General features: G+C 70.7%; 19 protein-coding genes. 10 read left to right on the top strand and 9 right to left on the bottom strand.

Going from position 1 to position 24786, the window contains the following annotated elements:
- Positions 1 to 63: 63 nt before the first annotated feature.
- From ACLBKU_RS03935 to ACLBKU_RS03920, 4 genes are read left to right on the top strand one after another with little or no spacing between them, the layout of a single operon-like run.
- Positions 64 to 1479 (top strand): efflux transporter outer membrane subunit, encoded by a 1416-nt coding sequence (locus ACLBKU_RS03935; protein WP_410178227.1) that lies wholly within the window; start codon positions 64 to 66, stop codon positions 1477 to 1479.
- On the top strand, positions 1476 to 2795 hold the full coding sequence (locus ACLBKU_RS03930; protein WP_410178226.1) for an efflux RND transporter periplasmic adaptor subunit: 1320 nt from the start codon (positions 1476 to 1478) through the stop codon (positions 2793 to 2795). Before ACLBKU_RS03935 ends, ACLBKU_RS03930 begins: the two co-directional genes overlap by 4 nt.
- Positions 2792 to 3496 carry an ABC transporter ATP-binding protein gene (locus tag ACLBKU_RS03925; protein ID WP_410178225.1) on the top strand — a complete coding sequence of 235 codons (705 nt, stop codon included), beginning with the start codon at positions 2792 to 2794 and terminating at the stop codon, positions 3494 to 3496. The genes ACLBKU_RS03930 and ACLBKU_RS03925 overlap by 4 nt, the downstream gene beginning before the upstream one ends.
- Entirely contained in the window at positions 3496 to 4692 is a 1197-nt protein-coding gene (locus tag ACLBKU_RS03920; RefSeq protein WP_410178224.1) for an ABC transporter permease, read from the top strand. The genes ACLBKU_RS03925 and ACLBKU_RS03920 overlap by 1 nt, the downstream gene beginning before the upstream one ends.
- Positions 4693 to 4701: 9 nt before the next feature.
- Here the strand turns inward: ACLBKU_RS03920 and ACLBKU_RS03915 are convergent, their stop codons facing one another.
- Positions 4702 to 5154: a DUF4126 domain-containing protein gene (locus tag ACLBKU_RS03915; protein ID WP_410178223.1), complete on the bottom strand. Its 453-nt coding sequence runs from the start codon at positions 5152 to 5154 to the stop codon at positions 4702 to 4704.
- Between the two features lie 97 nt (positions 5155 to 5251).
- Positions 5252 to 5959: a queuosine precursor transporter gene (locus tag ACLBKU_RS03910; protein WP_410178222.1), complete on the bottom strand. Its 708-nt coding sequence runs from the start codon at positions 5957 to 5959 to the stop codon at positions 5252 to 5254.
- Between the two features lie 211 nt (positions 5960 to 6170).
- On the opposite strand from ACLBKU_RS03910, the gene ACLBKU_RS03905 reads away from it, so the two are divergent.
- From ACLBKU_RS03905 to ACLBKU_RS03895, 3 genes are all read left to right on the top strand, one after another.
- Complete coding sequence (locus tag ACLBKU_RS03905; protein ID WP_410178221.1) at positions 6171 to 7646, top strand: NupC/NupG family nucleoside CNT transporter; 1476 nt, start codon at positions 6171 to 6173, stop codon at positions 7644 to 7646.
- A 39-nt stretch (positions 7647 to 7685) separates the two neighbouring features.
- Positions 7686 to 8615, top strand: coding sequence for an isopenicillin N synthase family dioxygenase (locus ACLBKU_RS03900; RefSeq protein ID WP_410178220.1), 930 nt, complete (start codon positions 7686 to 7688; stop codon positions 8613 to 8615).
- A gap of 264 nt (positions 8616 to 8879) precedes the next feature.
- Entirely contained in the window at positions 8880 to 12371 is a 3492-nt protein-coding gene (locus ACLBKU_RS03895; RefSeq protein ID WP_410178219.1) for a TonB-dependent receptor domain-containing protein, read from the top strand.
- A gap of 145 nt (positions 12372 to 12516) precedes the next feature.
- On the opposite strand, the gene ACLBKU_RS03890 is transcribed toward ACLBKU_RS03895, so the two are convergent.
- Positions 12517 to 15393 (bottom strand): ATP-binding protein, encoded by a 2877-nt coding sequence (locus ACLBKU_RS03890; RefSeq protein ID WP_410178218.1) that lies wholly within the window; start codon positions 15391 to 15393, stop codon positions 12517 to 12519.
- Between the two features lie 347 nt (positions 15394 to 15740).
- On the opposite strand from ACLBKU_RS03890, the gene ACLBKU_RS03885 reads away from it, so the two are divergent.
- The 3 genes from ACLBKU_RS03885 to ACLBKU_RS03875 all read left to right on the top strand — a co-directional run bounded on the left by ACLBKU_RS03885 (position 15741) and on the right by ACLBKU_RS03875 (position 18376).
- On the top strand, positions 15741 to 16454 hold the full coding sequence (locus tag ACLBKU_RS03885) for a TonB family protein (RefSeq protein ID WP_410178217.1): 714 nt from the start codon (positions 15741 to 15743) through the stop codon (positions 16452 to 16454).
- Between the two features lie 84 nt (positions 16455 to 16538).
- Complete coding sequence (locus ACLBKU_RS03880) at positions 16539 to 17579, top strand: mannose-1-phosphate guanylyltransferase (protein ID WP_410178216.1); 1041 nt, start codon at positions 16539 to 16541, stop codon at positions 17577 to 17579.
- 23 nt (positions 17580 to 17602) lie between these two features.
- Positions 17603 to 18376 carry a class I mannose-6-phosphate isomerase gene (locus ACLBKU_RS03875; RefSeq protein ID WP_410178990.1) on the top strand — a complete coding sequence of 258 codons (774 nt, stop codon included), beginning with the start codon at positions 17603 to 17605 and terminating at the stop codon, positions 18374 to 18376.
- 121 nt (positions 18377 to 18497) lie between these two features.
- Here ACLBKU_RS03875 and ACLBKU_RS03870 read toward each other — a convergent pair whose 3' ends face one another.
- The 6 genes from ACLBKU_RS03870 to ACLBKU_RS03845 all read right to left on the bottom strand — a co-directional run bounded on the left by ACLBKU_RS03870 (position 18498) and on the right by ACLBKU_RS03845 (position 24760).
- Positions 18498 to 21044 (bottom strand): HWE histidine kinase domain-containing protein, encoded by a 2547-nt coding sequence (locus tag ACLBKU_RS03870; protein ID WP_410178215.1) that lies wholly within the window; start codon positions 21042 to 21044, stop codon positions 18498 to 18500.
- Positions 21041 to 21631 carry a biliverdin-producing heme oxygenase gene (locus tag ACLBKU_RS03865; protein ID WP_410178214.1) on the bottom strand — a complete coding sequence of 197 codons (591 nt, stop codon included), beginning with the start codon at positions 21629 to 21631 and terminating at the stop codon, positions 21041 to 21043. Before ACLBKU_RS03865 ends, ACLBKU_RS03870 begins: the two co-directional genes overlap by 4 nt.
- A 160-nt stretch (positions 21632 to 21791) precedes the next feature.
- Positions 21792 to 22091 (bottom strand): polyhydroxyalkanoic acid system family protein, encoded by a 300-nt coding sequence (locus ACLBKU_RS03860; RefSeq protein ID WP_410178213.1) that lies wholly within the window; start codon positions 22089 to 22091, stop codon positions 21792 to 21794.
- 4 nt (positions 22092 to 22095) lie between these two features.
- Positions 22096 to 22914 (bottom strand): hypothetical protein, encoded by an 819-nt coding sequence (locus tag ACLBKU_RS03855; RefSeq protein ID WP_410178212.1) that lies wholly within the window; start codon positions 22912 to 22914, stop codon positions 22096 to 22098.
- On the bottom strand, positions 22914 to 24125 hold the full coding sequence (locus ACLBKU_RS03850; RefSeq protein WP_410178211.1) for a toxic anion resistance protein: 1212 nt from the start codon (positions 24123 to 24125) through the stop codon (positions 22914 to 22916). Before ACLBKU_RS03850 ends, ACLBKU_RS03855 begins: the two co-directional genes overlap by 1 nt.
- Positions 24126 to 24304: 179 nt before the next feature.
- On the bottom strand, positions 24305 to 24760 hold the full coding sequence (locus ACLBKU_RS03845; protein WP_410178210.1) for a MarR family winged helix-turn-helix transcriptional regulator: 456 nt from the start codon (positions 24758 to 24760) through the stop codon (positions 24305 to 24307).
- Positions 24761 to 24786: the final 26 nt, after the last annotated feature.

Genomic DNA, 24786 nt, shown 5'->3' with positions numbered 1-24786 from the left:
CGTGTGTTGAGACCAGCGGCAGGATTGCGCGTCGCGGCGCGGCGCCCTGCAAGCCTCCTCGCGATGGCCGCCGCACTCGGGCTTGCGGGATGCACGAGCCTCGCGAGCGATCCGCCTCCGATGGCGAGCGTCCAGCCCCTGCCCGACCAGTGGGCGGTCGCCCGGCCGGGCGACACCGAGGTCCCGCTCGATCGCTACTGGACGATGCTCGGCGATCCGCTGGTCGAGGAATTCGTCGCCAGGGCGCAGGATCAGAACCTCGACATCGCCCAGGCTGCCGCGCGCCTCAGGGTCGCGCGCGCCGGGCTGCGGCAGGCCGAGGCGGGGTTCCTGCCGACGATCTCGGGCAGCGGCGGCGCGCAGCGCGACGTTGGCGACCTGCGGCGCGAGGGCGTGCAGTTCTCGCTCGGTGCCGACATCCAGTGGGAGGCCGACCTGTTCGGCCGGATCGACGCCTCGCGCGATGCGGCACGCGGTGATCTCCAGGCGGCGGGCTATTCGCTTGGCGACCTCCAGCGCGTGATCGTCGCGCAGGTCGCGACCCAGATCGTCACCGCCCGCTCGCTCGCCGCGCAGCTCGCGATCGCCCGCGACACGCTCGCCAACCAGGACGACAACCTTCAGATCGCGCGCTGGCGCAACCAGGCGGGGCTCGTCGCCAGCCTCGACGTCGAGCAGGCGCGCACCCAGCGGGCGCAGACCGCGGCCTCGATCCCGCAGCTCGAGAGCAACCTCGTCACGGTCGCCAACGCGATCTCGACGCTGATCGGCGAGCCGCCGGGGCGGGTTTACCGCGCCCTTGCCGATGACCCGCGCGCCGTGCCCGTCCCGCCGAGCCGCGTCGCGCTCGCCGCGCCCGCCGACCTGCTGCGCCGCCGCCCTGACGTGAGCGCCGCCGAGGCGCGGCTCGCGGCCGACCTCGACCGGGTCGGCGTCGCCCGCGCGCAGCTCTATCCGCTGGTGCGGCTCACCGGCAGCCTCAACACCGGCGCGACCGACGTCGGCGACCTGTTCGACATCGTCACCGGCAGCGTCTTCGCCGGCATCTCGCAGCTGATTTTCGACGGCGGGCGGGTGCGCGGCCAGATCGACGCCGCGCGCGCCAATGCCGACGGCTCGCTCGCGGCGTGGCGGCAGAGCATCCTCACCGCGCTCGAGGAGGTCGAGAGCGCGGCGGTCGATCTCGACACCGGCGACGCGCGGGTCGCGGCGCTGACCGAGGCGAGCGAGGGCGCGCAGAACGCCGCGATCCTCGCGCGCAGCCAGTACCAGGCGGGGCTGATCGACTTCCAGACGCTGCTCGTGACCGAGAGCCAGCTGCTCTCCGCCCGTACCGCGCTGGTGAGTGCCGAGGGCGCGCGGGCGCAGGCGTTCATCGCGCTCGCCCGGGCGATGGGCGGCGGGTGGTCGGTGCCCGAGGGGGCGGCGATCGCCGCTCCGACAAACGCAGACATGACGGCAGGGGAAGGTTCCAGGTGAGCGAAGCGAGCAATCCGGCAGAGGCGCCGGGCGTGGACGAATTCCTCGGGACGAAGCCCGTGCCCCGCTGGCGGCGGTGGATGAAGTACTGGCTGCCCGGTCTCCTCCTGCTGGTGGTGGTGCTGCTCGTCGCCCGCTGCACCGCCGAGGACCCCAGGCCCGAATACATCACCGAGGGCGTGACCCAGGCGTCGCTCGCGCTGTCGGTCACCGCGACCGGGAACCTGCGCCCGACCAATCAGGTCGAGGTCGGCGCGGAGGTGACCGGCCCGCTCGATTCCGTGCTGGTCGACGTCAACGACCGGGTCACCAAGGGCCAGGTGATCGCCGTCATCAACACCGAGATCATCGACCAGCAGATCGCCCAGTCGCGCGCCAACCTCAACGCCGCGCGCGCCGCGCTCGGGCAGGCGCTGGCGACCTTCAACATCGACACCGTCCAGCTCAAGCGGCTCGAGGAGGTGCGGCGCCTGTCGGGCGGTCGGGTGCCCTCGCAGATCGAGCTCGAACAGGCGGCCGCGGCGGTCGAGCGCGACAAGGCGACGCTCGCCTCGGCGCGGGCCAACATCGATGCGGCGGAAGCCTCGCTCAAGGCGAACCTCACCACCCGCAGCCGCGCGGTGATCCGCGCGCCCGTCACCGGCGTGGTGCTCGCGCGGCGGGTCGAGCCGGGGCAGACCGTGGTCGCGAGCTTCAACACCGTGACCTTGTTCGTGATCGCCGAGGACCTCTCCGAGATGCAGCTGCGCGTCGCGATCGACGAGGCGGACGTCGGCCAGGTCAAGCCCGGCCAGCAGGCGACCTTCACCGTCGACGCCTATCCCGGGCGGCGCTTCCCGGCGGTGCTCGAGCGGGTCGACCTTGCCTCGAAGAACACCGTCGAGGGCTCGGGGACCGGCGGCGCTGCGGCCGCGGCGGGGGCGGGCGCCTCGGTGGTCAGCTACGAGGCGCGGCTGGACGTTCAGAACCCCGAAGGACTGCTCCGCCCCGGCATGACCGCGACCGCGACCATCGAGACGCAGAACACCGGCCCCGCGCTGCTCGTCCCCAACGCCGCGCTGCGCTTCCGCCCCGAAGAGAAGGCCAAGGAGGAGGGCGGGGTGTTCCAGCCCAAGATCGGACTCGAGGAACAGGAGCAGAAGGCGACCATCGGCGAGGGCAGCCGCCAGCAGGTGCAGGTGCTTCAGGCCGACGGCACGCTGCGCGCGATCGACGTCGTCACCGGGCGCAGCGACGGGCGTCTGACCGTGGTCCGCTCGAAGGACCTCAAGGCCGGCATGAAGGTCGTCACCGGGGTCAAGGCCGCGGCACAATGACGGGCGAACCGCTCATCGAGCTGAAGGGGATCACCAAGACCTTCGGCAGCGGGGCGGCCGCCTTCCAGGCGCTGAAGGGCGTCGACCTCACCATTGCGCGCGGCGAGTTCGTCGCGATCATGGGCCCTTCGGGCTCGGGCAAGTCGACGATGATGAACATCCTCGGCTGCCTCGACGTGCCCACGGGCGGGGTGTTCCGGTTCCGCGGGGTCGAGGTGCAGAAGATGGACCGCGACCAGCGGAGCCTGCTGCGGCGCCGCTACCTCGGCTTCGTGTTTCAGGGCTTCAACCTGCTCGCACGCACCTCGGCGCTCGAGAATGTCGAGCTGCCGCTGCTCTACCGCGGGCAGAAGAAGGGCGAGCGGCGCGAGGCGGCGATGCGGGCGCTCGAGCAGGTGGGGCTGGTGCCCTGGGCCTCGCACACCCCGGCGGAAATGTCGGGCGGCCAGCAGCAGCGCGTCGCCATCGCGCGGGCGCTGGTGACCGGCCCCGACGTGCTGCTCGCCGACGAGCCGACCGGCAACCTCGATTCCGAACGCTCGGTCGAGATCATGGAGCTGCTGCGGCGGCTGAACGGCGAGGGTATCACCATCCTGATGGTCACCCACGAGGAGGACATGGCGGCCTATGCCGGGACCATCGTCCGCTTCCGCGACGGCCTTGTCGAGCGGATCGACCGCAAGGCGGGAGTGCCCGCCTGATGCTCGGCTCGACCCTGCTGCTCGCGCTGCGCGAGATCCGGCGGCACATCCTGCGCTCGATCCTGACCACGCTCGGGATCATCATCGGGGTCGCCGCGGTGGTGACGATGGTGACGCTCGGCAACGGGGTCACCGCCTCGGTGCAGAACGAGATCTCCTCGCTGGGCGCGAGCAACTTCATCGTCTTCCCGGTGCGCACCGACCGCGGCACGATCCGCCCCTTCGACGCCGAGGACGTGCGCATCGTCGGCCAGCAGATCGCCGGGGTCGAGATCGCTGCAGGGAGCGTGTCGGCGAGCACCACCGCCTTCTACAACGGGCAGGACTGGGACACGCGGGTGCAGGGGGTCGAGAACGCTTTCTTCCGCGCGCAGGGCCTCAAGATCGAGCGCGGGCGCGGCTTCACCGGCGAAGAGGAGCTTGCGGGCAATAACGTCTGCCTGCTCGGCGTGAAGGTGCGCGCCGCGATTTTCCCGAGGGACGCGAGCCCGCTGGGCGCGCGGATGCGGCTCGGCGACGTCTCGTGCACCGTGGTCGGAGAGATCCAGGAACGTGGGCAAGGCGGCGGCGGGGTGGACGACGACAATGCCGTCTATATGCCGCTGAAGACCGTGCAGCGGCGCTTCAAGGGCAATGACGACCTCGAGTATTTCGTGGTCAAGTATGACCCGACCTACGCCCCGGCTGTGATCCAGGCCTCGCTCGTCGACCTGCTGCGGGAGCGGCGGCTGCTTCAGGGGAGCACCCCCAACGACTTCAACGTGATCGACACCGCGCAGGTCAACCAGGCGCTGAGCTCGGCGACCGGCGCGCTGACCGCGATGGTGGCGGTGATCGCCTCGATCAGCCTGCTCGTCGGGGGCATCGGGATCATGAACATCATGCTCGTCTCGGTGACCGAGCGCACCCGCGAGATCGGCATCCGTCTCGCGATCGGCGCATTGGCGCGCGAGGTGCGGCTCCAGTTCCTGACCGAGGCGGTGGTGCTCTGCGCGCTGGGAGGGCTCGCGGGGATCGCGCTCGGCTTCGGCGCCTCGATCGGCATCGCGACGCTGATCGACGTGCCGTTCGTTTTCGATCCCGTGATCAACATCGTCAGCTTCCTGTTCGCTGCAGGCATGGGGATCGTGTTCGGCTACTACCCCGCGAGCCGCGCCTCGAAGCTCGACCCGATCGACGCGCTGCGGCACGAATGAGGCGGCGGGCTAGCGGCTGGCCGCGCGGATGATGGCGACCGCCGAGCCGAGCGCCAGGGCGTCCTCCGCGAAGCCGGTCGGGACGCGGCCGTGGCGCTCGATCGCCGCGAGCCGCGCGCGCCAGCCGAGCCACGAGGCGCCGAGCGCCGTCGCCACGGCGAGCGCCGCTGCCATCCTGCGTTCACCGCGCGGTGCCAGCGCCGCTCCGGCGACTGTCGCCGTCGCGACGCGCGCCGCGAGGCCGGGCAGGACGATCCGGTCGGGCGCCGACTTCAGCTTGTCGCCCCCCATCTCGGCCGCCGCGAGCGCGAGGGCTCCTGCCGCCACCAGCGGGTGACCGAGCAGGCGTCCGGCGGCGCCCTCCTGCCGCAGTTCTCCGCGCGCCGCAGCCGCCGCCACCGCGGCAAGCGGCGTCATCGCGCGCTGCCCGGCGACGAGGCCCATGAGAATCGATGCCAGCATTCCCGTCTCCTTCGCGCTCCCGGCGGGAAGGAAATTCGGCGAGCGGCACCGCGGGTCCGCTCCCCGCGCCGGTCCGTGGCGCAGGCGGGGCGGGAGCCTAGGCGGCCTTCCTCGCGTCGAGCCAGCGCGCCGCCCTGACGCCGCCGGTGATGAGGAAGGGCACCAGCACCAGGCTCAGCACCACCTTGGCGAGCACCTGTCCGATCATCAGGTCGGTGATGTCGAACTCGCCGTAGAAGGCGAGCGTGATGAAGATCACCGAATCCACCGCCTGGCTCAATGCCGAGGCGACCGCGCCGCGCACCATCAGGCCGAGCGTGCCCTCGCCGTCGCCGCTCCCGCGCAGCCGGTCGAAGATCCAGATGTTGAGGAGCAGCGAGGTGATGTAGCTCGCCGGGCCCGCCATCCACACGCGCCAGGTCGAATGGTGCACCCGCTCGAAGGCGGCGAAATCCTCGGGACGGAAGGCGATCATCTCCGAGGAGGCGGGCAGGGTCAGCACCAGCTGCATCAGCAGCGCCGAGAGCCCCAGCGGCAGGAAGCCCCACCACACGATCCGCTTGGCCGCCTCGCGCCCGTAGAGCTGCGAGAGCGTGCTCGAGATCACCACCAGCAGCAGGAAAGGAAAGATCCCGCTTTCGACCGCGAGCTGGGTGGGCCACAGCTGCACCTGCTTGAACGCCAGCACCCCGGCGAGCACGGTCATGCCGCCGTAGAGCAGCGTGAAGACGAACATCCCGAGCGGCATCGCGACCTGCCGGGCGTTGGGGTTGGGGGCGAGGCTGGCGATTGCGGGCGTTTCCATCGCCCGCGGTGCTAGCCAGCGCGCGGGCAAAAGGAAAGCGCCGCCGGCACTGTGTCACCGGTGCCATGCCTGCGGGGCTTCGCACGGCGCGCCGTCGCAACCGGCTTGCAAGTGCCAGCGCAAACTGCCACGCCCGGACGTGCCGTGCGCGAGGCCAACCGGTCCGTGCACGGGTCGGGTCGCATTCTGCCATCGAGGGACATTCGCTGCCGTGAACGCAAGTATCACGTCCATCCTGCTGAGCCTTGCAGGCGTGGCCGCCATTCTCGGCATCGCCGTCGCGCTGTCCTCGGCCCGCAAACGCATCAACCTCAGGGTGGTCGGCTCGGCCTTCGCGCTGCAGGCGGTGACGGCGCTGATCGTGCTGCGCAGCGAGGCGGGGGTCGCGGTGATCGGGGGCCTGTCCTCCGGCGTGATCGCGCTGCTCGATTTCTCCAAGATCGGCATCACCTCGGTGTTCGGGCCGATGGAGAGCAACCCCTTTGCAAACACCTTCGTCATCGCCGCGCTGCCGGTGATCGTGTTCTTCGCCGCGATCGTCTCGATCCTCTACCATCTCGGGATCATGCAGCGGCTGGTGCGCTGGGTGGGCGGGGCGATCGGCTGGATCACCGGCATCAGCAAGGTCGAGGCGCTGGGTGCGGCCGCCAACATCTTCGTCGGCCAGTCGGAAAGCCCGCTGGTGGTGCGCCCCTATCTCGCCGCGCTGAGCCCCTCGGGCCTGTTCACGCTGATGAGCGTCGGCATGGCGGGCGTCGCTGGGACGATCCTCGCCGCCTATGCGAGCTTCATCGGCACCGAGGCGGTCCCCTTCCTGCTCGCGGCGGCCTTCATGTCGGCGCCCGGCGGGATCCTGATGGCCAAGATCATCATGCCCGACGTGCCCGAGGCAATCGGCCGCGATCACGCCATCGCCGCCGCCGCCGCGGCCCGCGCGCGCAAGACCCAGTCGCTCACCGAGGCGACCCGCGTCGTCATGTACGACGAGAACGGCGAGGAGGTCGAACTCCCCCAGGCGCGCATCAGCGCGGTCGGCCCCGCGGCGCTGGTCGAGGGCGGCGGCAAGGCCGACGAGGTGAGCGCGGCCGAGACCTTCGAGGAGGGCCAGCGCCCCGCCAACATCATCGAGGCCGCCGCGCAGGGCACCCAGACCGGGGTCAAGCTCGCGGTCGCGGTCGGCGCGATGGTGATGGTGTTCGTCGCGCTGGTCGCGCTCGCCAACGGGATGCTCGCCGGGATCGGCGGCGGGCTCGTGGGCCTTGCCGCGCAGCTCGGCACGCCCTTCGATCCCGAAGTCGCAGCATGGCTGCAAAAGCTCAGCTTCCAGGAGCTGCTAGGATACATCTTCGCGCCGGTCATGTTCCTGATCGGCATCTCCGACTGGCAGCAGGCGCAGATCGCGGGCGGGCTGTTCGGCACCAAGATCGTGCTCAACGAATTCGTCGCCTTCATCGACCTCGGCCAGCTGACCGCCGGCGAGCTGACCGACCGCAGCCGCGCGATCGTCACCTTTGCCTTGTGCGGTTTCGCCAACTTCTCGTCGATCGCGATCCAGATGGCGGTGACCGGCGGGCTTGCGCCCAACCAGCGCCCGGTGATCGCCAAGCTCGGCCTCAAGGCGCTCGCCGCCGGGAGCCTCGCCAACCTGATGAGCGCGGCGTTGGCGAGCCTGTTTTTGCCGCTCTGACGCTTGGCGGCTCGCCCGGCCGGGTGTAAGGGCGCGCGCATGATCGACATCGCATCCGTCAGCCTCGCCCAGCCGCTCGAGACCATCGCCGACGAACTCGGCCGCAGCTTCGGGGAATACGGCTTCGCGGTGGTGCGCGACCACGGCATCCCGCAGGACCTGATCGACCGCGCCGAGGCGGCCTCGAAGGCCTTCTTCGCGCTGCCCGAGGAGGTCAAGCGCCGCTACCGGATCGCGGGCAACGGCGGCGCGCGCGGCTACACGCCGTTCGGCACCGAGAAGGCCAAGGACGCCGAGGTGTTCGACCTCAAGGAGTTCTGGCACGTCGGCCGCACCTTGCCCGAGGGCCACCCGCTCGCCGAATACATGCCCCCCAACGTCTGGCCCGCCGAGGTCGAGGGCTTCCGCGAGACGATGAGCGCGCTGTTCGACGCCTTCGAGACCGCCGGCGGGCGGGTGCTCGAAGCGATCGCGCTGCACCTCGGCCGCCCGCGCGACTTCTTCGCGGCCTCGGTCACGGACGGCAATTCGGTGATGCGCCTGCTGCACTACCCGCCGCTCGGGGAGAGTGCGCCCGAAGGCGCGGTGCGCGCTGCGGGGCACGAGGACATCAACACCATCACCTTGCTGCTCGGCGCCGAGGAGGCGGGGCTGGAACTGCTCACCAAGCAGGGCAAATGGCTGCCGATCCCGGCCGCCGAGGGCGCGCTGGTGATCAACATCGGCGACATGCTCGACCGGCAGACCAACGGGCGCCTGCGCTCGACCACGCACCGGGTCGTGAACCCGCGCGGCGATGCGGCGCGGCGGGCGCGCTACTCGATGCCGTTCTTCCTCCATTTCCGGCCCGATTTCCTGATCGAGCCGCTCCCCGAATGCATCGAGGAAGGCGCCGCGAATCCCCCGCCGCCGCCGATCACCGCGCATGATTTCCTCATGCAGCGCCTGCGCGAGATCAACCTCGCCTGAGGGGGCGGTTTCGACGCTGTCGATCCGCATTAAAAATTTCTGAACGGGCGTTGCTGCGATGCAACACACCGCCTCGGAAGTCGCGCAATTGCGAGGCTTTTCTGGCGTTCTGCACGCGCCGCACTAAGGAAACGCCGCGCAGGGGCAGGGCATTTCATCAAACTGTCACAGAACAGTCGCTTTGCCGAAAGCGTTCCGGCCTAGCTGAGGCCGCGTATCGAATTTCTGAGTTCACTCTCTCCATCGACCCAGGGGCCTCACACCATGAAGCTTAATTATCTCCTCGCGGCGAGCATCGTCAGCCTCGCGGCGACGACCACGATCGCCACTCCGGCCTTCGCCCAGCAGATCACCACCACCGTGCAGGGCTCGGTCTCCGACGAGAACGGCCAGCCGGTCGCCGGCGCGACCGTGACCGTCACCGACACCCGCACCGGTACCAGCCGCACCCTCGCGACCGGTGCCGACGGCACCTTCGTCGCCACCGGCCTTGTCACCGGCGGCCCCTACACCGTGGAAGCCAACGCGGGCGGCTTCGAAGGCCAGTCGATCGAGGGCGTTTACACCTCGCTGCAGGGTGCGACCCGCCTCGACTTCTCGCTTCAGTCCGGCTCGGGCGCGATCGTCGTGACCGGTGCCCGCGTGAAGGTCACCCAGCTGGCGGTCGGCCCCGGCACCAGCTTCACCGGCGAAGTGCTCACCGCCGCACCGAGCTTCAACCGCGACATCCGCGACGTCATCAAGATCGACCCGCGCGTCAGCCTCGACCGCGAGGACTCGACCACCGGCGGCAACGGCCAGGACCGCATCTCGTGCCTCGGCGGCCTCGACCGCGGCAACGCCTTCACGCTCGACGGCATTCCGCAGGTCGACGTCTACGGCCTCAACGATGCGCCCTTCGCCTCGCGCAGCTCCTCGCCGATCCCCTATGACGCGATCCGCGAAATCCAGGTCCAGTTCGCGCCCTTCGACGTCGAGTTCGGCGGCTTCACCGGCTGCGCCATCAACGCTGTGACCAAGTCGGGCAGCAACGCCTTCCACGGCGGCGGCTTCTTCGAATATTCGGACAACGGCCTGCGCGGCGACAACGTCAACGGCCTGCCGGTCGCTGCGATCGAGCCCGAGAAGCGCTGGGGCGCCTACCTCGGCGGCCCGATCATCAAGGACCGCCTGTTCTTCTTCGGCGCCTACGAGCACCAGGAAGCCGGTCAGTCGCAGGACGACGGCCCCTCGGGTGCCGGCTACACCAACCCGATCGCCTCGATTCCGGTTGCCGCCTTCAACGAGATCTCGACCGTCCTCAAGGACGTCTACGGCATCGACACCGGCCCGCTGGTGTTCAGCCGGCCCTTCGAGAACGACCGCTACTTCGCCCGTCTCGACTTCCAGATCAACGATCGGCATCGTCTCGAGGCGACCTACCAGCAGGTCGACGAGACGACCGTGCTGACTGACGACTTCAGCACCACGCCGGCCAACGCCCGCATCACCGGCCTCAACACCTATCGCAACAGCGGCAGCAATTCGAAGTTCTACTCCGGCCGCCTCTACTCGAACTGGAGCGACACCTTCTCGACCGAAGTCCGCGTCGCCCGCTCCGACGTGGTCGACAATCAGGGGCCGGTCGGTGGCGGCGAGGCGCAGGACGCCAATCCGATCCCGCGCATCATCGTCGGCATCGACACCGGCAATGACGGCGTCGCGCCGTTCGGCTCGGTGCTCGCCGGCCCCGGCTTCTCGCGCTCGGCGAACGACCTGCGCTACCGCGTCGACCAATACCGCTTCGTCGCCAAGCTCGATGCCGGCAACCACAAGCTCAAGCTCGGCGCCGAACTGAACGACCTCGATCTCGAGAACCTGTTCATCCAGAACGCCACCGGCACGCTGTACTTCCGCAACGTCAACGACCTGCGCGAAGGCATCATCTTCTCGGTTCCGAACGGCAGCACCAACCCCACCACCACCCAGCTGGTGCAGGGTCAGACCATCGGCATCCACGGGAACTTCTCCGCGACCGGCGATCCGCGCAGCGCGACCGCTTTCGTCAAGCGCAAGATCTACACCGTCTTCGCGCAGGACGACTGGGAGATCAGCGACCGCCTCAGCGCGATCCTCGGCCTGCGTTACGACTGGTACGACGGTAATGCGCCGGCGTCGAACCCGCTGTTCCTGAACCGCTACGGCTTCAGCAACACCACCGGCTTCAGCGCACTGGGCGGCGTCCTCCAGCCGCGTGTCGCGCTCACCTACGAAGCCGACGACTTCGCCTTCTTCGCCCGCCCGGTGCTGCGCGGCGGCGTCGGCATCTTCGGCGGCGGCGACCCCGGCGTGTGGTTCGGCAACGCCTTCCAGAACAACGGCATCACCTTCGCCGAGGGCACCTACCAGTCGGCGAACTGCCCGGGCGGCGCGACCTCGAAGTCGGTCGACGTCGTGACCAACGGCAAGTTCACCGGCGTGCCGAGCTGCTTCGTGCAGGACGGCGTGAGCCAGGCCGCGCGCGGCCTCGGCGATGCGCAGTCGATCAACCCGAACATCAAGCCGCCGACGGTGCTGCGCGCGAACTTCGGGTTCTCGAGCGAGCTGAACTTCGCCGACAGCGGCTTCTTCAGCGGCTGGAACCTCAACATCGACTACATCTACAGCCGCTACCGCAACCCGCTCGGCCTCGTCGACCTGTCGCAGACCCCGGACATCCGCCTCGGCCTCAACGGGTTCACCCGCGACGGTCGCCCGATCTACCGCTCGCTCGATCCGCTTCAGCCTGGCTGCGGCGCGCGGCTCGTCAGCTTCGATCCGGTGCCGGTCTACTCGGGCCTGACCGCCGCCAATGCGGCGGCCTGCTTCAGCACCCAGCGCGATGACGAACTGATGCTGACCAACGACGACGGCTACGACAGCCAGGTGGCCTCCTTCGTGCTGTCGAAGACCTTCGACGGCGGGGTGCTCACCGAGAACGGCTCGACCTTCTTCAGCTTCGGCCTTGCCTACACCGACTCGAACGACCGGCGGAACCAGTACTCGTCGACCGCAGGCTCGGTGTACGACGGCAACGCCGCCTTCGACCGTCAGCAGCCGGACGTGTCGCGCGGCTTCTACAACAGCAAGCTCAACATCACCGCCCAGGCGAACTTCCGCGAGGAGTTCTTCGACAACCTCAGCACGCGTCTTGGCATGACCTTCGTCGCGCGCTCGGGCCGTCCCTACAGCCTGACCTTCACCGGCCGTTACTTCAACGACATCAACACGACGGCCTTCGACAGCTCGCTGATCTACCTGCCAACCGGGGTGAACGATCCCAACGTCGCGCCGACCTCGAACATGACGGCGGTGCAGGCGCTGACGGACTTCGCCAACAACCTCGACTGCGCCAAGGGCTATATCGGCCGCAGCATCGAGCGGAACACCTGCTCGCTGCCGTGGTACCTCGACATGGACCTGTCGTTCTCGCAGGAAATCCCGGGCCCGGGCCGCGTGTTCGGCCTGACCCAGGACAAGATCCGGCTGTTCGCGACGGTCGACAACTTCTTCAACCTGCTCGATTCGAGCTGGAACCTGCAGAAGCGTCGCAACTTCACCGGCTGGACGGACCTTGCGGAAATCTCCGGCGTCGACGCGCAGGGCCGCTACATCTTCACCAACGCCAACGCGATCACCCCGAACGCGCAGGGGGTGAGCGACTTCGACCGTGACGAGTTCATCAACGTCACCGGTTCGGTGTGGCGCATCAAGGTCGGCGTGAGTTACGAGTTCTAATTCGCGCCGCAAATCGAGTGATACGAGAGGGCGGTCCGGCGACGGGCCGCCCTTTCTCGTTGGGGCGGGCGGCAGGGGCGGAGCCGTGCTGCGCGGCGGCGCGGGAGCCTCCATTGGCCGAGCGGTCAGCCGGGGCGCGTGTCTTTCATCCCCGCTCGAAAGGCGGCCCGTCTAGGCCGGGTGCCGAGACCGCGGCCGCGGCGAGCGCGAGCAGGGCCTCGGCGAGCGCCGCGGTGTCGCGCGGCGCCGCTCCGCCCGCCAGCGCCCGCTCGAGCGTCCCCGCGGCCTCGCCGAGCGCAGGCTCGTCGAACAGCGCGGCGCTGCCCGCGAGCTTGTGGAGCAGCCGCGCGAGGGCCGTGCGGCGATCGCCTGCGCCCTCGGCTTCTGGCGGCAAGACCCCCGCGAGCCAGCCCTCCTCGAGCGCCTCGCGCACCGCGGCGAGCGTCTCGCGGCGGCGGGCCTGCCAGCGCGCCACCAGCTTCGGCGAGCGCGGCGGGGCGCTCGCGCATGGCGCGGCGGGTTCGTCCTCGACGATCCGGGTGGGCAGCCAGCGCTGCAGGGCGCGGGCGAGCTGGGCGAAGACCACCGGCTTGGCGAGATGTCCCTGCATCCCCGCCTCGCGCGCCGCGGCGACATCCTCGGGATAGGCGTTCGCGGTCAGCGCGATGATCGGCAACTCGCCGGGCCCGATCCCCTCGGCACGGATCGCCCGGGTCGCCGCGAGCCCGTCGCAGTCGGGCATCTGCACGTCCATCAGCACGAGATCGTAAGGCCTCCCGCGCATGATCGAATCGATTACCATCGCGATTCCCTCGTTCCCGTCATGCGCCACCGCGACCTCCTGCCCGCAGCGCTCGAGCATCTCGGTGACGAGGATACGGTTGATGTCGTGATCCTCGACGAGGAGGATGCGCGACGGGCCGAGCAGTTCGGGAACGAAATCGGCCGCGCTGCCCCGGCCGGTCGGCAGCGGATCGCCGAGAGCACCTTCGGGCGCGCCTTCCGGACGGGGCGGCACGAGCGTCGCCGGGAGCACCAGGGTGAAGCGCGAACCCTCGCCGGGCGCGCTCGCGACCTCGATCCGCCCGCCGAGCAGGCTCGCCAGCTGGCGGCTGATCGACAGGCCGAGCCCGGTGCCGCCATATTTCCGCGCAGTCGAGCTCTCGCCCTGGGTGAAGGGGTGGAAGATCGTCTCGAGCTGGAGCGGGCTGATGCCGATGCCGCTGTCAGCGACGCTGACCCGCACCTCGTGGCGCGAGAGGCGCGGCTCGATGCGGATCGCGCCGGCTTCGGTGAACTTCACCGCGTTGCCGATCAGGTTGAGCAGGATCTGCCGCAGCCGCAGCCCGTCGGTGAGCAGCCACGGGCGCCCTGCGCCCTCCTCCCACGCGATATCGAGCGCGAGGCCCTTGCGCGCCGCCGCCGGGCGGTGGAGCGCGGCGCATTCGGCGAGGCAGGCGGCGAGATCGACAGGGGCGCGGTCGATCGCGAACTGGCCGCTCTCGATCTTCGAGAGGTCGAGCACGTCGTTGAGGAGCATCATCATCGACCGGCCCGACTGGACGATCAGCTCGGCAAAGCGCCGCTGGTCTTCGGCGAGCTCGCCCTGGAGCATCAGCTCGGCGAAACCGAGCACCCCGTTCATGGGCGTGCGGATCTCGTGGCTCATGTTGGCGAGGAATTCGGATTTCGCACGCGCCGCGTTCTCGGCGTGGCGGCGGGCGCGGGTCAGGAGCAGCTCGAGCTCGACCCGCTCGGTCACGTCGCGCGCGGCGACGATGATGCCTTCGCGCAGGCCCGTCACCGGGTCCGCGACCACGGTGCAATCGGCCTCGAGGAACACCGGCGCACCGTCCGGCCCGTCATCGAGGCGGCGATAGGTCACGCGCTCGCGCTCGCTGGTGCCGTCGATCAGCCGGGCGAGCGCCTCGGCGGCGCGGTCCTGCGCGTCGGGGTGGAGGCGCGCGGTGGCATGGCGGCCGAGATAGCGCTCGGGCGGCGCGCCGAGCACCTCGCGCACCGAGGGCGAGGCATAGGTGCAGATCCCGCCAAGGTCGAAGCGCAGCACCGCGTCGCTGATGTTCTCGGCGAGCAGGTCGACCTCGCGCTTGCCCACCGCGAGCCGCGCCAGCGCCCGGTCCCGCCCGGCGAGCACCGCGGCGACCGGGAGCCCGGTGAGGAAGTTCGCGGCGATGAACGCCTGGAGGAGGTGCAGCTGCGCGAGCCCGGCGAGGCTCGTCGCGGCGACCGGCCCGTGGCCTGCGAAAGTCATCGCCCCCGCGACCGCCGCCAGCCCCGCGACCCCGAGCGCGCTCCCGAGGCTGCCGAGGCGGAAGGCGTGGAGCAGGGTGATCGGCTGGATCAGGAACAGCAGCGGCGAGGCCTCCTGCCGGAACACGAGGAAGGCGCAGGCCATGCCCCCGCCGAGCAGCACGATGCGCTCGGCCACAGGGGCAGCGGCGCGCGGCAGGACGCCGCGCCGGCGGTCGACCAGCAGCAGCACGGTCGGCACGATCAGCACCATCGCCATGCTGTCGGTCAGGAACCGGGCGAGCAGCGCGGCGCCGAGCGCCCCGAGGCTCGCCCCGGCGAGCGGCACGGTGATCAGCGCCGAGAGCAGCGGGCCGACCAGCCCGCCGGCCCACACGAACCGCCCGAGGTCGGCGAGGCGGTTCATGTCGGGCTCGGCGCGGCCCGGGGCGCGGGACAGCGCGAGCACGACGGCGATCTCGACGAGGTGGGCGACCGCCTCGAGCAGCGCGAGCGCGTCGGGCAGGTGAAGCACGGCATTGGCGGCGAGGCTCCCGGCGAAGCAGGCGAGGAGGAAGGGCAGCTCGTTGTGCAGCCGCGCGCGCAGCAGCAGCGCGACCGCGCAAGCGTTGGGGAGCCACAGCGAGCCGGCGAGGCCGCTCGTCTCGGCGAGATAGGAGCTGAGGCAGGCGAGCAGCGCATAGCCTGCCCCGCCGATCAGCGCCGCCAGCAGGCTTGCCCTGTCGAGCGGGCCGGCGGCGATGCGCAGCACCCCGGCGAGCCGCGCGGGCCACGCCGCGCCGCCGACTGCGCGGCGGGGGGAAGAAGGGGAGCCGGCAGGCTCGCCGGGGCCGCCCGGCAGGCGCGTGTCGGCGCCCGGGCGCGGCGAAGGCCCGCGCGACTGGAGGGTCGCAGGCGGTGCGCGCGGCTCGTCGCCCGTCGCTTCGGTGGAGGCGAGGTCGTCCAGAGCATCGGCGTGATCCTGTGCGCCGTGCCGGTCATGATCCAGTGCGCGCTCGATCGCTGCGCTCCATCGCCAGGTTCTGCGCCTCTGTTATAGTCGCGGGCAGCCGCTTGCGGGCAGAAGTGCATCCGGATCGGAGCAAATACGCGAGGGACATGGAACCGGAGGGCTTCAGGGCAGGGACGAGGCGGCCGAGCTGGCAGTTGCTGGCGGCGATCCTCGCCGCGCACCTTGCCGTGCTCTACGGCCTTGCGAGTGCGCTTGCGCCCGACATCACCGCGGCGGCCGGGCGCCAGGTCGTCGCGGCCTTCGCGATCCCGGAGCCGCCGCCGCCGCCCCCTACCGTCTCCTCCGAACCCGACTCGGGCGCGCAAGGTGCACCGGGGCGCGAGGCGGTCGCGAAGCCCGTCGTCAGCCCGCCGCCGCGGGTCACGGTCAGGCGCGATCCGCCCGCGCCGCGCGCCGCCTCGACGGGGATCGCCAGCCTCTCGGGCGCGGCGGCGGCAGGTGAAGGGACCGGCGCGGCGGGCAGCGGCGCGGGCACCGGGAGCGGCAAGGGCGGTGCCGGGCGCGGCGGCGGGGCGGCGTCGAAGCCGGTGCTCGTCTCCGGCAGCATAGACAACGCGCGCGACTTCCCGGTCCCCGCCGGCGGGCGCGCGGCGCGGCGGGGCACGCAGGTGATCGTGCGCGTCACCGTCGGCACCGACGGCCGCGCGCGCGACTGCGCGGTGGTCCGCCCCAGCCCCGACCCCGAGGCCGACCGCATCACCTGCGACCTCGTCGAGCGCCGCCTGCGCTTCCGCCCGGCAACCGACGCCGCGGGCCGCCCGGTGCCCGCGCCCTTCTATTGGCGCCAGCAGTGGTTCTGACGCGGCAGCGCGTGCAACTTCGATCTGGCATCGCGGCTTGCCCCTGATATACCCCCCGGCGGGAAGGCAAGGGGTCCAAACGGCGTGTCGGCAATCCATCCGGTCATCTTGTGCGGCGGCAGCGGGACGCGGCTGTGGCCGATGAGCCGCCAGGCACTGCCCAAGCCGTTCCTCCCGCTGCTGGGCGAGGAGACGCTGTTCGAGCAGGCGCTGCGCCGGGTCGCGGACGGCGCGCACTTCGCGCCCCCGATCATCGTCGCCGGCGCCGCCCATGCCGAGCTCGTCACCGCGCAGCTCGGCAATCGCTCGGGCGCGCGGCTCGTGATCGAGCCCGCCGCGAAGAACACCGCTCCCGCGATCGCGCTCGCCGCCGCGCTGCTTCCCGAGGACGCGGTGATGCTGGTCTGCCCGAGCGACCACCATGTCGCCGACCACGAGGCCTTCCGCGCCGCCGCCTTCGCCGCCGCGGCGCTGGCGCGCGAGGACTGGCTGGTCTCCTTCGGCATCGCCGCCGACCGCCCGGAGACCGGCTACGGCTACCTGCGGCGCGGCGAGCCGCTCCCCGGGGGCTATGCGATCCGGCAGTTCGTCGAGAAGCCCGACCTCGCCCGCGCCGAGAGCTATCTCGCGAGCGGGGACTACAGCTGGAACGGCGGGATCTTCGCCTTCCGCGCCGGGCACTTGCTCGCCGAGCTCGCCGCCCACCGCCCGGCGATGGCCGAGGCGGTGCGGGCGGCGGTCGCGGGCGGCCGCGAGGACGGCGCGCGCTTCCACCCGGCGGCCGAGTCCTTCGCGGCAATCGCCGGGGAATCAATCGACTACGCCGTCATGGAGAACACCGCCCGCGCGGCGATGGTGCCGGCCGACATGGGCTGGTCCGACATCGGCAACTGGGCCGCGCTCGCCGAGGCGCTGGCAGGCGACGCGGACGGGGAGGGCAACGTCGTGCGCGGGCCCGTCGACCTGTCGGGCGCGCGCGATGTGCTCGCCATCACCGACGGACCGCGCGTCTCGGTCGTCGGGCTCGAGGGGGTGTGCGTGATCGTCTCGGGGGGCGAGGTGCTGGTCACCACCCGCGAGGGCGCGCAGGCGGTCGGCAAGCTGCCGGGAGCCGCGACCCCTTGAGCGCGCGGCGGCTGCCCACCCGGATGGTCGAGAAGGTGTGGGGCCGCGACCGCCTCCCCTCTCCCTTCGTCCCGCCCGAGGGCCAGCGGATCGGCGAGATCTGGTTCGAGCCGCCCCCGGAGCTCCCGCAGGTGCTCGTCAAGTACCTGTTCACGAGCGAGAAATTGTCCGTCCAGGTGCACCCCTCCGACGCCTCCGCGCGGCCCGGGGAGGCGGGGAAGGAGGAGTGCTGGCTGGTGCTCGATGCCGAGGAGGACGCGCGGCTCGCGATCGGGTTCGCGCGCGCGGTCAGCCCGGCCGAGATCGCCGCCGCCGCGCAGGACGGCACCATCGAGGACCTGCTCACCTGGCACCGGGCGCGGCCCGGCGACCTCTTCTACCTCCCCGCCGGGACGGTCCATGCGATCGGTCCGGGCCTCGCGCTGGTCGAGGTGCAGCAGACCAGCGACACCACCTTCCGCCTCTACGACTACGGTCGCCCGCGCGAGCTGCACCTCGCGCGCGGGTTGGAGGTCGCCGAGGGCGTTCCCTACGCCGCCGAGCATCGCCGCAGCATCGCCGACGGCCCGGTGCTGGTCGACGGGCCCCACTTCCGGCTCGACCGGATCGAGTGCGCACCCGACGCCGCCACCCGCGCCGCCTATCCCGGCGCGCTGCTGGTCCTCCCGCTCGCGGGCGAGGTGGCGGCCAAGGACGGGTCGGCGCGGGCCGCGGCGGGAGAGTGCCTGGTGGCGGACGGGCTCGCGAGCCTCGACTTCGCCAAGGCCGGCGTGACCCTGCTCACCCGTCCCGTCTGAACGGCGATGTTTCACGTGAAACATCGCAAAAACACGCCTCTGACGGGGGGCTAGAGGGGGTGTAGCAGGGGTCTGCCGCCATCTTGCGGGGGGCTGGAACCCCGCAAGCGCCGGGCTGAAATCACGCGCCCACCAGCAGCTTCTCGATCTCGGTCATCCCGTAGGGCTTCCTCAGCACCGCCTCCGCGCCGAGCCGCTCGAAGCTGCCCGCGCCTTCGGCATAGCCCGTCGCCAGCACGAAGCGCACCCCCGCCGCGCGCAGCGCCGCGGCGATCGGCTCGGAGCTCTCGCCGCCCAAATTGAAGTCGATGATCGCGAAGTCCGGCGGGTGCGCCGCGATCGCCGCGAGCGCGCCCTCGACCGAGCTTTCGAGCTGCACCTCGCCGACCCCGAGGCGCTTCAGGTTCTCCTCGGTGTCGAGCGCGATGATGATCGAATCCTCGACCACCAGCACCCGCCCCGGCTGGAGCGCGGCGGTGCGGCGGATGTCCTCGGCGGGCGTCGGCGGCGGGGGCAGGGTCCGGCCGCCCGGCGCATCGGCGGCGGCGAGGTAGCGCGCGGGCACGAGGAAATCGGCCTCCACGCCGCCGAGCCGGTAACGCACGTCGGCCTCGCCCTGGAGGTCGTGCGGGATCGAGCGGGTGATGATCGTCGATCCGAAGCCGTGGCGCGTGGGCGCGGTGACCGGCGGGCCGCCGCGCTCGCGCCAGCCCAGCGCGAGGTCGCCGAAGGCGGTCCGCGCGAGGCGCACCTCGACGCTCCCGGCGCGCGCCGAGAGGCTGCCGTATTTCGCCGAGTTGGTGGCGAGCTCGTGGATCACCAGCGCGAGGATGGTGTAGGCCTCGGGGGTGACGAGCACGTCCTCCCCGGTCAGCCGGAAGCGCGCGCGCCCTTCGGCGGCATAGGGGGCAAGCTCGCGCTCGATCAGCCGCGTGAGGCTCGCCGGGCCCCAGTTCTTGGCGGTGATGTTGTCGTGCGCGGATGCGAGCGCGGCGATGCGCCCGCCGACGATCGCCGCGAAGCCCGGGACCGAGAGCGCCTCGGCCTGCGACTGCGCGACCAGCGCGCGGATCAGCCCGAGGATGTTGCGCACCCGGTGATTGAGCTCGGCGATCAGCAGGTCCTGCTGCTCGGCGGCGCGGGCGCGCTCGCGGGTGAGGTCCTCGCTCATGCGCAGGATCACCTCGATGAGCGTGCGGCGCAGGCGCGCGGCGATCTCGCATTCCTCGGGAGACCACTCGGCCGAGTGGCCGCGCACCGTCTCGTGCCACGCCGCGAAGCTCGCGCGCGGCTGGAGCAGCTCGCCCGGCGCAGCGGCGGCCTTCTCGGGGTCGCCCGCCCAGGTGACGGTGCGCTCCAGCGGGCGGCGCCACAGCACCAGCGAATCCCGCGTGCCGCGCGACAGGGGGAGCACCAGCGCGCCGGCGGCGCGGGTCGCGAAGGGCAGCGCCTCGGGGATCTGCTCGGCGAGGCGGGTCGTCGCATGGGTCGCCGCCCCCAGCGTGCTGGCGAGCAGCGGGGCGATCCGCAGGAACGCCTCTTCTCCCGGCGCCTCGCCGCTGGCGCGGTATTCGCCGCCGGCGAAGAGCGAGATGCCGTCGTGCTGGATCGTGCCGCGCAGCAGCTCCTCGATCATCGGCAGGCTGTCGGCGAGCGCGACGCCGCCCGCCATGCGCAGGAGCAGGCGGTCATTGAGCTGCCGCGCGCGCTCCCGCAGGGCCTCGGCCTGGGCGACGAGGATGCGGTCGAGCATCAGCGAGAAGGTCTGGCTGAGCAGCTCGGCGACGGTGCGCAGCGAATAGGGCGGGAGCCGGGGCTCGCGGTGGTGGCACGAGATCATGCCCCACAGCCGGTCGTGCCGGACGATGGCGATGGCGAGGCTCGCCCCCACCCCCATGTTGCGCATGTAGGTGAGGTGAATCGGCGAGTGCGAGCGCAGCATCGACATCGACAGGTCGAGCGGCGCGTCGCCCTCGCCGAGCGCGGGAAGGATCGGCACCGCGGCGGCGTCCATGTCGGCGATGATCCGGAAGCGGTTGCGCCGGAACAGCTCGCGCGCCTGGCGGGGGATGTCGGCGGCGGGGTATCTTAGGCCCTTGTAGGGCTCGAGGCTCGGCTCGCGGTCCTCGGCGATCACCTCGCCGCTCTCGTCGGGGTGGAAGCGGTAGACCATCACGCGGTCGTAGCCGGTCATCTGCCGCACCAGCCGCGCGGCGGTGTCGCACAGCGCGCCCACCGTGCCGGCCTGTTCGAGCTTGGCGATGACGGGGACGATCATGCTGACGTGATCGGCGAAGTCGCTGCGGGCGTGGGGCTCGAACTCGATCACCGACAGCGCGCCGCTGCGGTGGACGGCGGCGTCGAAGAGCCTGTTTGCGCCGGTGAAATCGAGGCCGAAGCGGCGCTCGATCGCGTCCGGGGCGGTCGCCGCGGCGAGCGCCTGTTCGAGGCTGGCGAGCGCCGCGGGGGCGATTATCTCCGCGAGCGGCGTGCCGGGATCGGGGAGCGCGGCGAGGCCGAGCAAGGCTGCGACATTGGCCGAGCGGTGGACGATCCGCGCTTCCACATCGACGGCGATCAATCCGCCGAAGCTCTGGATCGCGGCGATGTGGTGGATCGCCTCGCGGTCGCATTCGGTGAGCGCGGGGGTGCGCTGCTGGAGGTTCATGCGCCGAGGCTTTCGGCTTCCCGTTCAGGGGCTTGCCCGGCCTCGGCCACGGCAAGGAAATGCGCGAAGACGGCCTCGGCGGCGCGGGTCGCGGCTTCGGCCTCGGCGGGGGTGGCGGGGCGCTCGATGCGGGCGCGCAGGCCTTGCCAGAAGGTCATCATCGCTCCGTCGCCGAGGAAGGCGACGGGCCAGGTGCCGCCGCCGATCCGCGCCACCTGCTTCGCGATCGCCTTGTTGCCGAGCGCCGATCCGGCGAGCACCCAGGCGGCGCCGATCAGACCGTGCTCCGCGCGAGGCATCGCCTCCGGGGCCGGGGCGGCAGGGGGCAGGTCCGCACCCAGAGCGCGCAGGTCGCGGGCGAGCAGCGGGGTTTGCGGCGGGGGGCGGAGGTCGGCGGGGGCATTCGCGGCGAGCCACGCTTCGAGCGGCGCGCGCGCGGCGTGTTGCAGGGCGAGGAAACGCGCGTAGTCCTCCCGCGTCCGCCACCCGCTCGCCGCCTGCATCGCGTGGTCGAGCAGCTCGTGCGCGGCCATCGTCGCGGCCCGCAGTTGGCCGCGCAGGCTGGTATCCTCCTTGACCGGTGCCATCCGACCCGTCCTTCCTGCCCTGACCGGCTCTCGAGCCGATCCACCTCACCGATCTCGCAGTGTAAGGCAAATTAGGCAAAAGTCGTGTCCAACACATATGACACGGATCAAGGTGTAAAGCAATCGAAGGCAAGCGCGAGCGGCTTGCGGCAGCCCGCGTTCAGGGTGCGAGGAGGCGCCCGGCTTCCTTCTTCACCGCGGCCTCGAGCGGCCCCTTCATCACGCTGAGCAGCAGCGGCAGGTCCATCTCGATGACGACCTCGTGCTCGCGGATCTCGACCCCGCCGGGGATCGACTGGCCCATCACCTCGGCGGTGATGGTCATGCGGTCCTCGTGCGGCCAGGCGGTGGTGACGCGCGCGAGGCCCGCCGGGAAGAAGCTGCCGATCTCGTCCGCGTGCTTGTGCATCCGGCGGCGCACCTCGTCCTTGCCGAGGTTGTGGGGAAGGGCGACGCGCATGGCTTCAGCGCTCCTGCTTGGTGGGGATCGCGGAGAAGTCGGGGAGCGGGACGCCGGTGTCGGGCATCCCCGTCCCGTCCTCGAGCGCCTCGGCCCCGCCGTAGCGGTATTCGAGATAGCGGCTCTTGATCGCGAGGTCGTCGAGCGCGCCTTCCGCGAGGCGGCGGGTCACCCGGTCGACCTCGCCCGAGAGCTTCTCGAGGCTTTCGACGAGCCGCGCGTCGGCGGTCTTGCCGGCATATTCTTCCCCTCGCAGGTGCGCGGGGATCTTGCGGTAGTTGTCGATCGTCTCGGGGATGTATTCGCCGACCAGCTCGCGCACCTCGGCCATCGCCGGCTCGTCGGGCGAGAGGCCCTTCAGTTGCAGCCCCAGCGCATCGAGCTGCACCCCGAGCTTGTCGACCAGCGCCTGCGCCGGCGGGGGGAGCGCGGGGCGCTGCGCCTCGAGCCAGAGTTCGGTGCGCGCGACCATCTGCGCGGGGTTGCCCTGCTTCAATTCGGCGCGCTGGGGGACCTTGACCTTGCCCGACATCGCCAACACGCCGACCGCGACCACCGTCGCGACCAGTGTCGCCATGAAGCCCCAGAACAAGAGCGGGCCGACGATCGCGCTGAAAATCCCCGCACCGACCCAGATCGCGAAGACCGCCAGCGCGATGTTGCGGACCTTCTTCAGCAGGGCCTTCGTCTTCAGCTCGGCCGAGGCCTTGCCGATGCTCCGCGCCCGGGGCGCCGGGCGGTGCGTCCCGCCGTTACGCTGGGTGAGGAGGCTCCGTTTCGCCTCGCGCAGGATGCGGTCGCTATCGCGGGCGGTGTCGGGCATCAGCTGTCCAGTGCGAGCAGCGACGGGCCCGAGGCTGCGACCTTGGCCTGCGCCTGCGCCTGCCCTTCGGCGCGGGCGATGTAGCCCTTCGAGCGCTCGACCTCGCTGGTGAGGACGTTCACCGTCTGCTTCATCGAATCGAGCGCGCGCACCTTGAAGGCGTCGACCTCGTCCATCGTGTCGTAGATGTTCTGGAAGGCGCGCTGGAGCGTCTCGAGCGGGATCGTGCTCGACGCCGCCTGCTCGTGGATCTGCGCGGTCTGTTCGCGCAGCAGCGTGCTGGTCGAATCGATGATGTCGGCGGTGGTCTTGTTGAGTGCGGTGATCTGCCCGAGCACGAGCCGCTGGTTGGTCATCGCCTGCGCCACCGTCACCGCGGTGCGCAGCGCGCCGACGGTGGTGGTGCTGGCGCGGTCGACGCCCTTCACCAGCTCGACGTTGTTCTTCTTGACGAGATCGAGCGCGAGGTAGCCCTGCACGCTCACCGCCATCTGGGTGAGCAGGTCCTGCGTGCGCTGGCGGACGTAGAACAGCGCGCTCTCGCGCAGCGCCTTGGCCTTGGCCGGATCGGACGAGTCCAGCTCCAGCGCCTTGGCCTCCAGCTTCTCGTCCAGACGCTTGGCGATGTGGATCATCTGCTCCAATTCGCCCATCGCCGCCCACAGCTTCTGGCGTTCGGTATCGATCGCGGCGTTATCGAGATGCAGCTCCTTCTTGCCGCTTTCGAGCCGCGCGAGGATCGAGGCAATGTGCCCCTGCGCCGAGGTGTAGCTGTCGAAGTAGTTCTTGATCTTGTTGCCGAAGGGGATGATCCCGAGGATCTTGCGCGGGCCCGACAGCTTGCCCTGCTTGCCCGGATCGAGGTCCTCGACGGTGCGGCGCAGTTCAGCGAGGTCCTTGCCCACGGAGCCATCGGCATCCATCGCGCGCACCGGGCGGTCGAGGAAGCGGTTCGACATCGCCGCCGCCGCGCGGATCTGCTCCTGGCCCATGCGGGTGATCTGGTCGACCTTCTCGCCGAAGGCCGGGGAGTTGGCATCGACGCTGACGAGCTCGTTGACGAAGGCATCGACCTTGGTGTCGAGCTTCGACTTCTGCTCCGAGGTGACCGGCACGAGCCCCGCGGCCTGCTCGGGCGCGACCTGGGGCACCGGATCGGGCGGGGTGAGGGTGAACTCGGTGGCGGTGATCGTCTGCGTCTCGGTGCTCATGCCTTGCCTCGTGCTCCCTGTAACCCGCAGCGCGCGCGCGGGCTCCCCACTGTATTAGTGATCTAAGACACGCCTTTCAAGCGTTGCAGGCATGGTAGGTCGGATGGGGGCGGGCGGCAATCGCTGGTGTCACGGCCAAGAGCCGCGCTTCGGCCGTTCCCCTGAAGCTGCCAACGGCGTCACTCTTTCACGGACCCGACCTTCCTGATCTGTGCCAGAAGCGCGTTCAGTTTGGTCAGGACAGCATGCGTCTGTTGCAGCTCGATCTCTTCGATGGATTCCATCACAGCGGCCACAATGCCGCTTTCGCGCAGCAAGATCCCTTCCACTGCCGATCGGCCTTGCGGTGTCAGGCCCAGTTTCGCGGATTTGCGGTGAGCCACATTGGGCATCGCTTCAATGACGCCCTTGTCCAGCAATGCCGACGCCAGACGTTGAATGAGTTGCCGCGAGACAGCCCGGTCGCGGGCAATTTCGGACATTGTCATGGGCCCTTTCCGATCCAGCAGGAGCAGGATCGCGCGAGCTCCGGCCGAGAACCCGTGACCGGCATGGAGCTGTTCTGAAACCGCGTCCAGCAAGTGATAGGTGCGCGTCAGGTTGGCGAGGAAGTCGGTGTGGTTCGTGTTGCTCACACCTCCTGAATGACAACCAAATTGAC

Origin of the sequence: Erythrobacter sp. NE805, from assembly GCF_046452355.1 — a bacterium.
Taxonomy (GTDB): Bacteria; Pseudomonadota; Alphaproteobacteria; order Sphingomonadales; family Sphingomonadaceae; genus Erythrobacter.
The sequence above is the reverse complement of the archived record's forward strand: the minus strand, read 5'-3'. Positions and strand labels throughout refer to the sequence as shown.

Coding starts and splice junctions, on each gene's coding strand:
- ACLBKU_RS03935 (WP_410178227.1), top strand. CDS start 64: ATGGCCGCCGCACTCGGGCTTGCGGGATGCACGAGCCTCGCGAGCGAT.
- ACLBKU_RS03925 (WP_410178225.1), top strand. CDS start 2,792: ATGACGGGCGAACCGCTCATCGAGCTGAAGGGGATCACCAAGACCTTC.
- ACLBKU_RS03920 (WP_410178224.1), top strand. CDS start 3,496: ATGCTCGGCTCGACCCTGCTGCTCGCGCTGCGCGAGATCCGGCGGCAC.
- ACLBKU_RS03915 (WP_410178223.1), bottom strand. CDS start 5,154: ATGCTGGCATCGATTCTCATGGGCCTCGTCGCCGGGCAGCGCGCGATG.
- ACLBKU_RS03910 (WP_410178222.1), bottom strand. CDS start 5,959: ATGGAAACGCCCGCAATCGCCAGCCTCGCCCCCAACCCCAACGCCCGG.
- ACLBKU_RS03900 (WP_410178220.1), top strand. CDS start 7,686: ATGATCGACATCGCATCCGTCAGCCTCGCCCAGCCGCTCGAGACCATC.
- ACLBKU_RS03895 (WP_410178219.1), top strand. CDS start 8,880: ATGAAGCTTAATTATCTCCTCGCGGCGAGCATCGTCAGCCTCGCGGCG.
- ACLBKU_RS03885 (WP_410178217.1), top strand. CDS start 15,741: ATGGAACCGGAGGGCTTCAGGGCAGGGACGAGGCGGCCGAGCTGGCAG.
- ACLBKU_RS03875 (WP_410178990.1), top strand. CDS start 17,603: ATGGTCGAGAAGGTGTGGGGCCGCGACCGCCTCCCCTCTCCCTTCGTC.
- ACLBKU_RS03870 (WP_410178215.1), bottom strand. CDS start 21,044: ATGAACCTCCAGCAGCGCACCCCCGCGCTCACCGAATGCGACCGCGAG.
- ACLBKU_RS03865 (WP_410178214.1), bottom strand. CDS start 21,631: ATGGCACCGGTCAAGGAGGATACCAGCCTGCGCGGCCAACTGCGGGCC.
- ACLBKU_RS03860 (WP_410178213.1), bottom strand. CDS start 22,091: ATGCGCGTCGCCCTTCCCCACAACCTCGGCAAGGACGAGGTGCGCCGC.
- ACLBKU_RS03855 (WP_410178212.1), bottom strand. CDS start 22,914: ATGCCCGACACCGCCCGCGATAGCGACCGCATCCTGCGCGAGGCGAAA.
- ACLBKU_RS03850 (WP_410178211.1), bottom strand. CDS start 24,125: ATGAGCACCGAGACGCAGACGATCACCGCCACCGAGTTCACCCTCACC.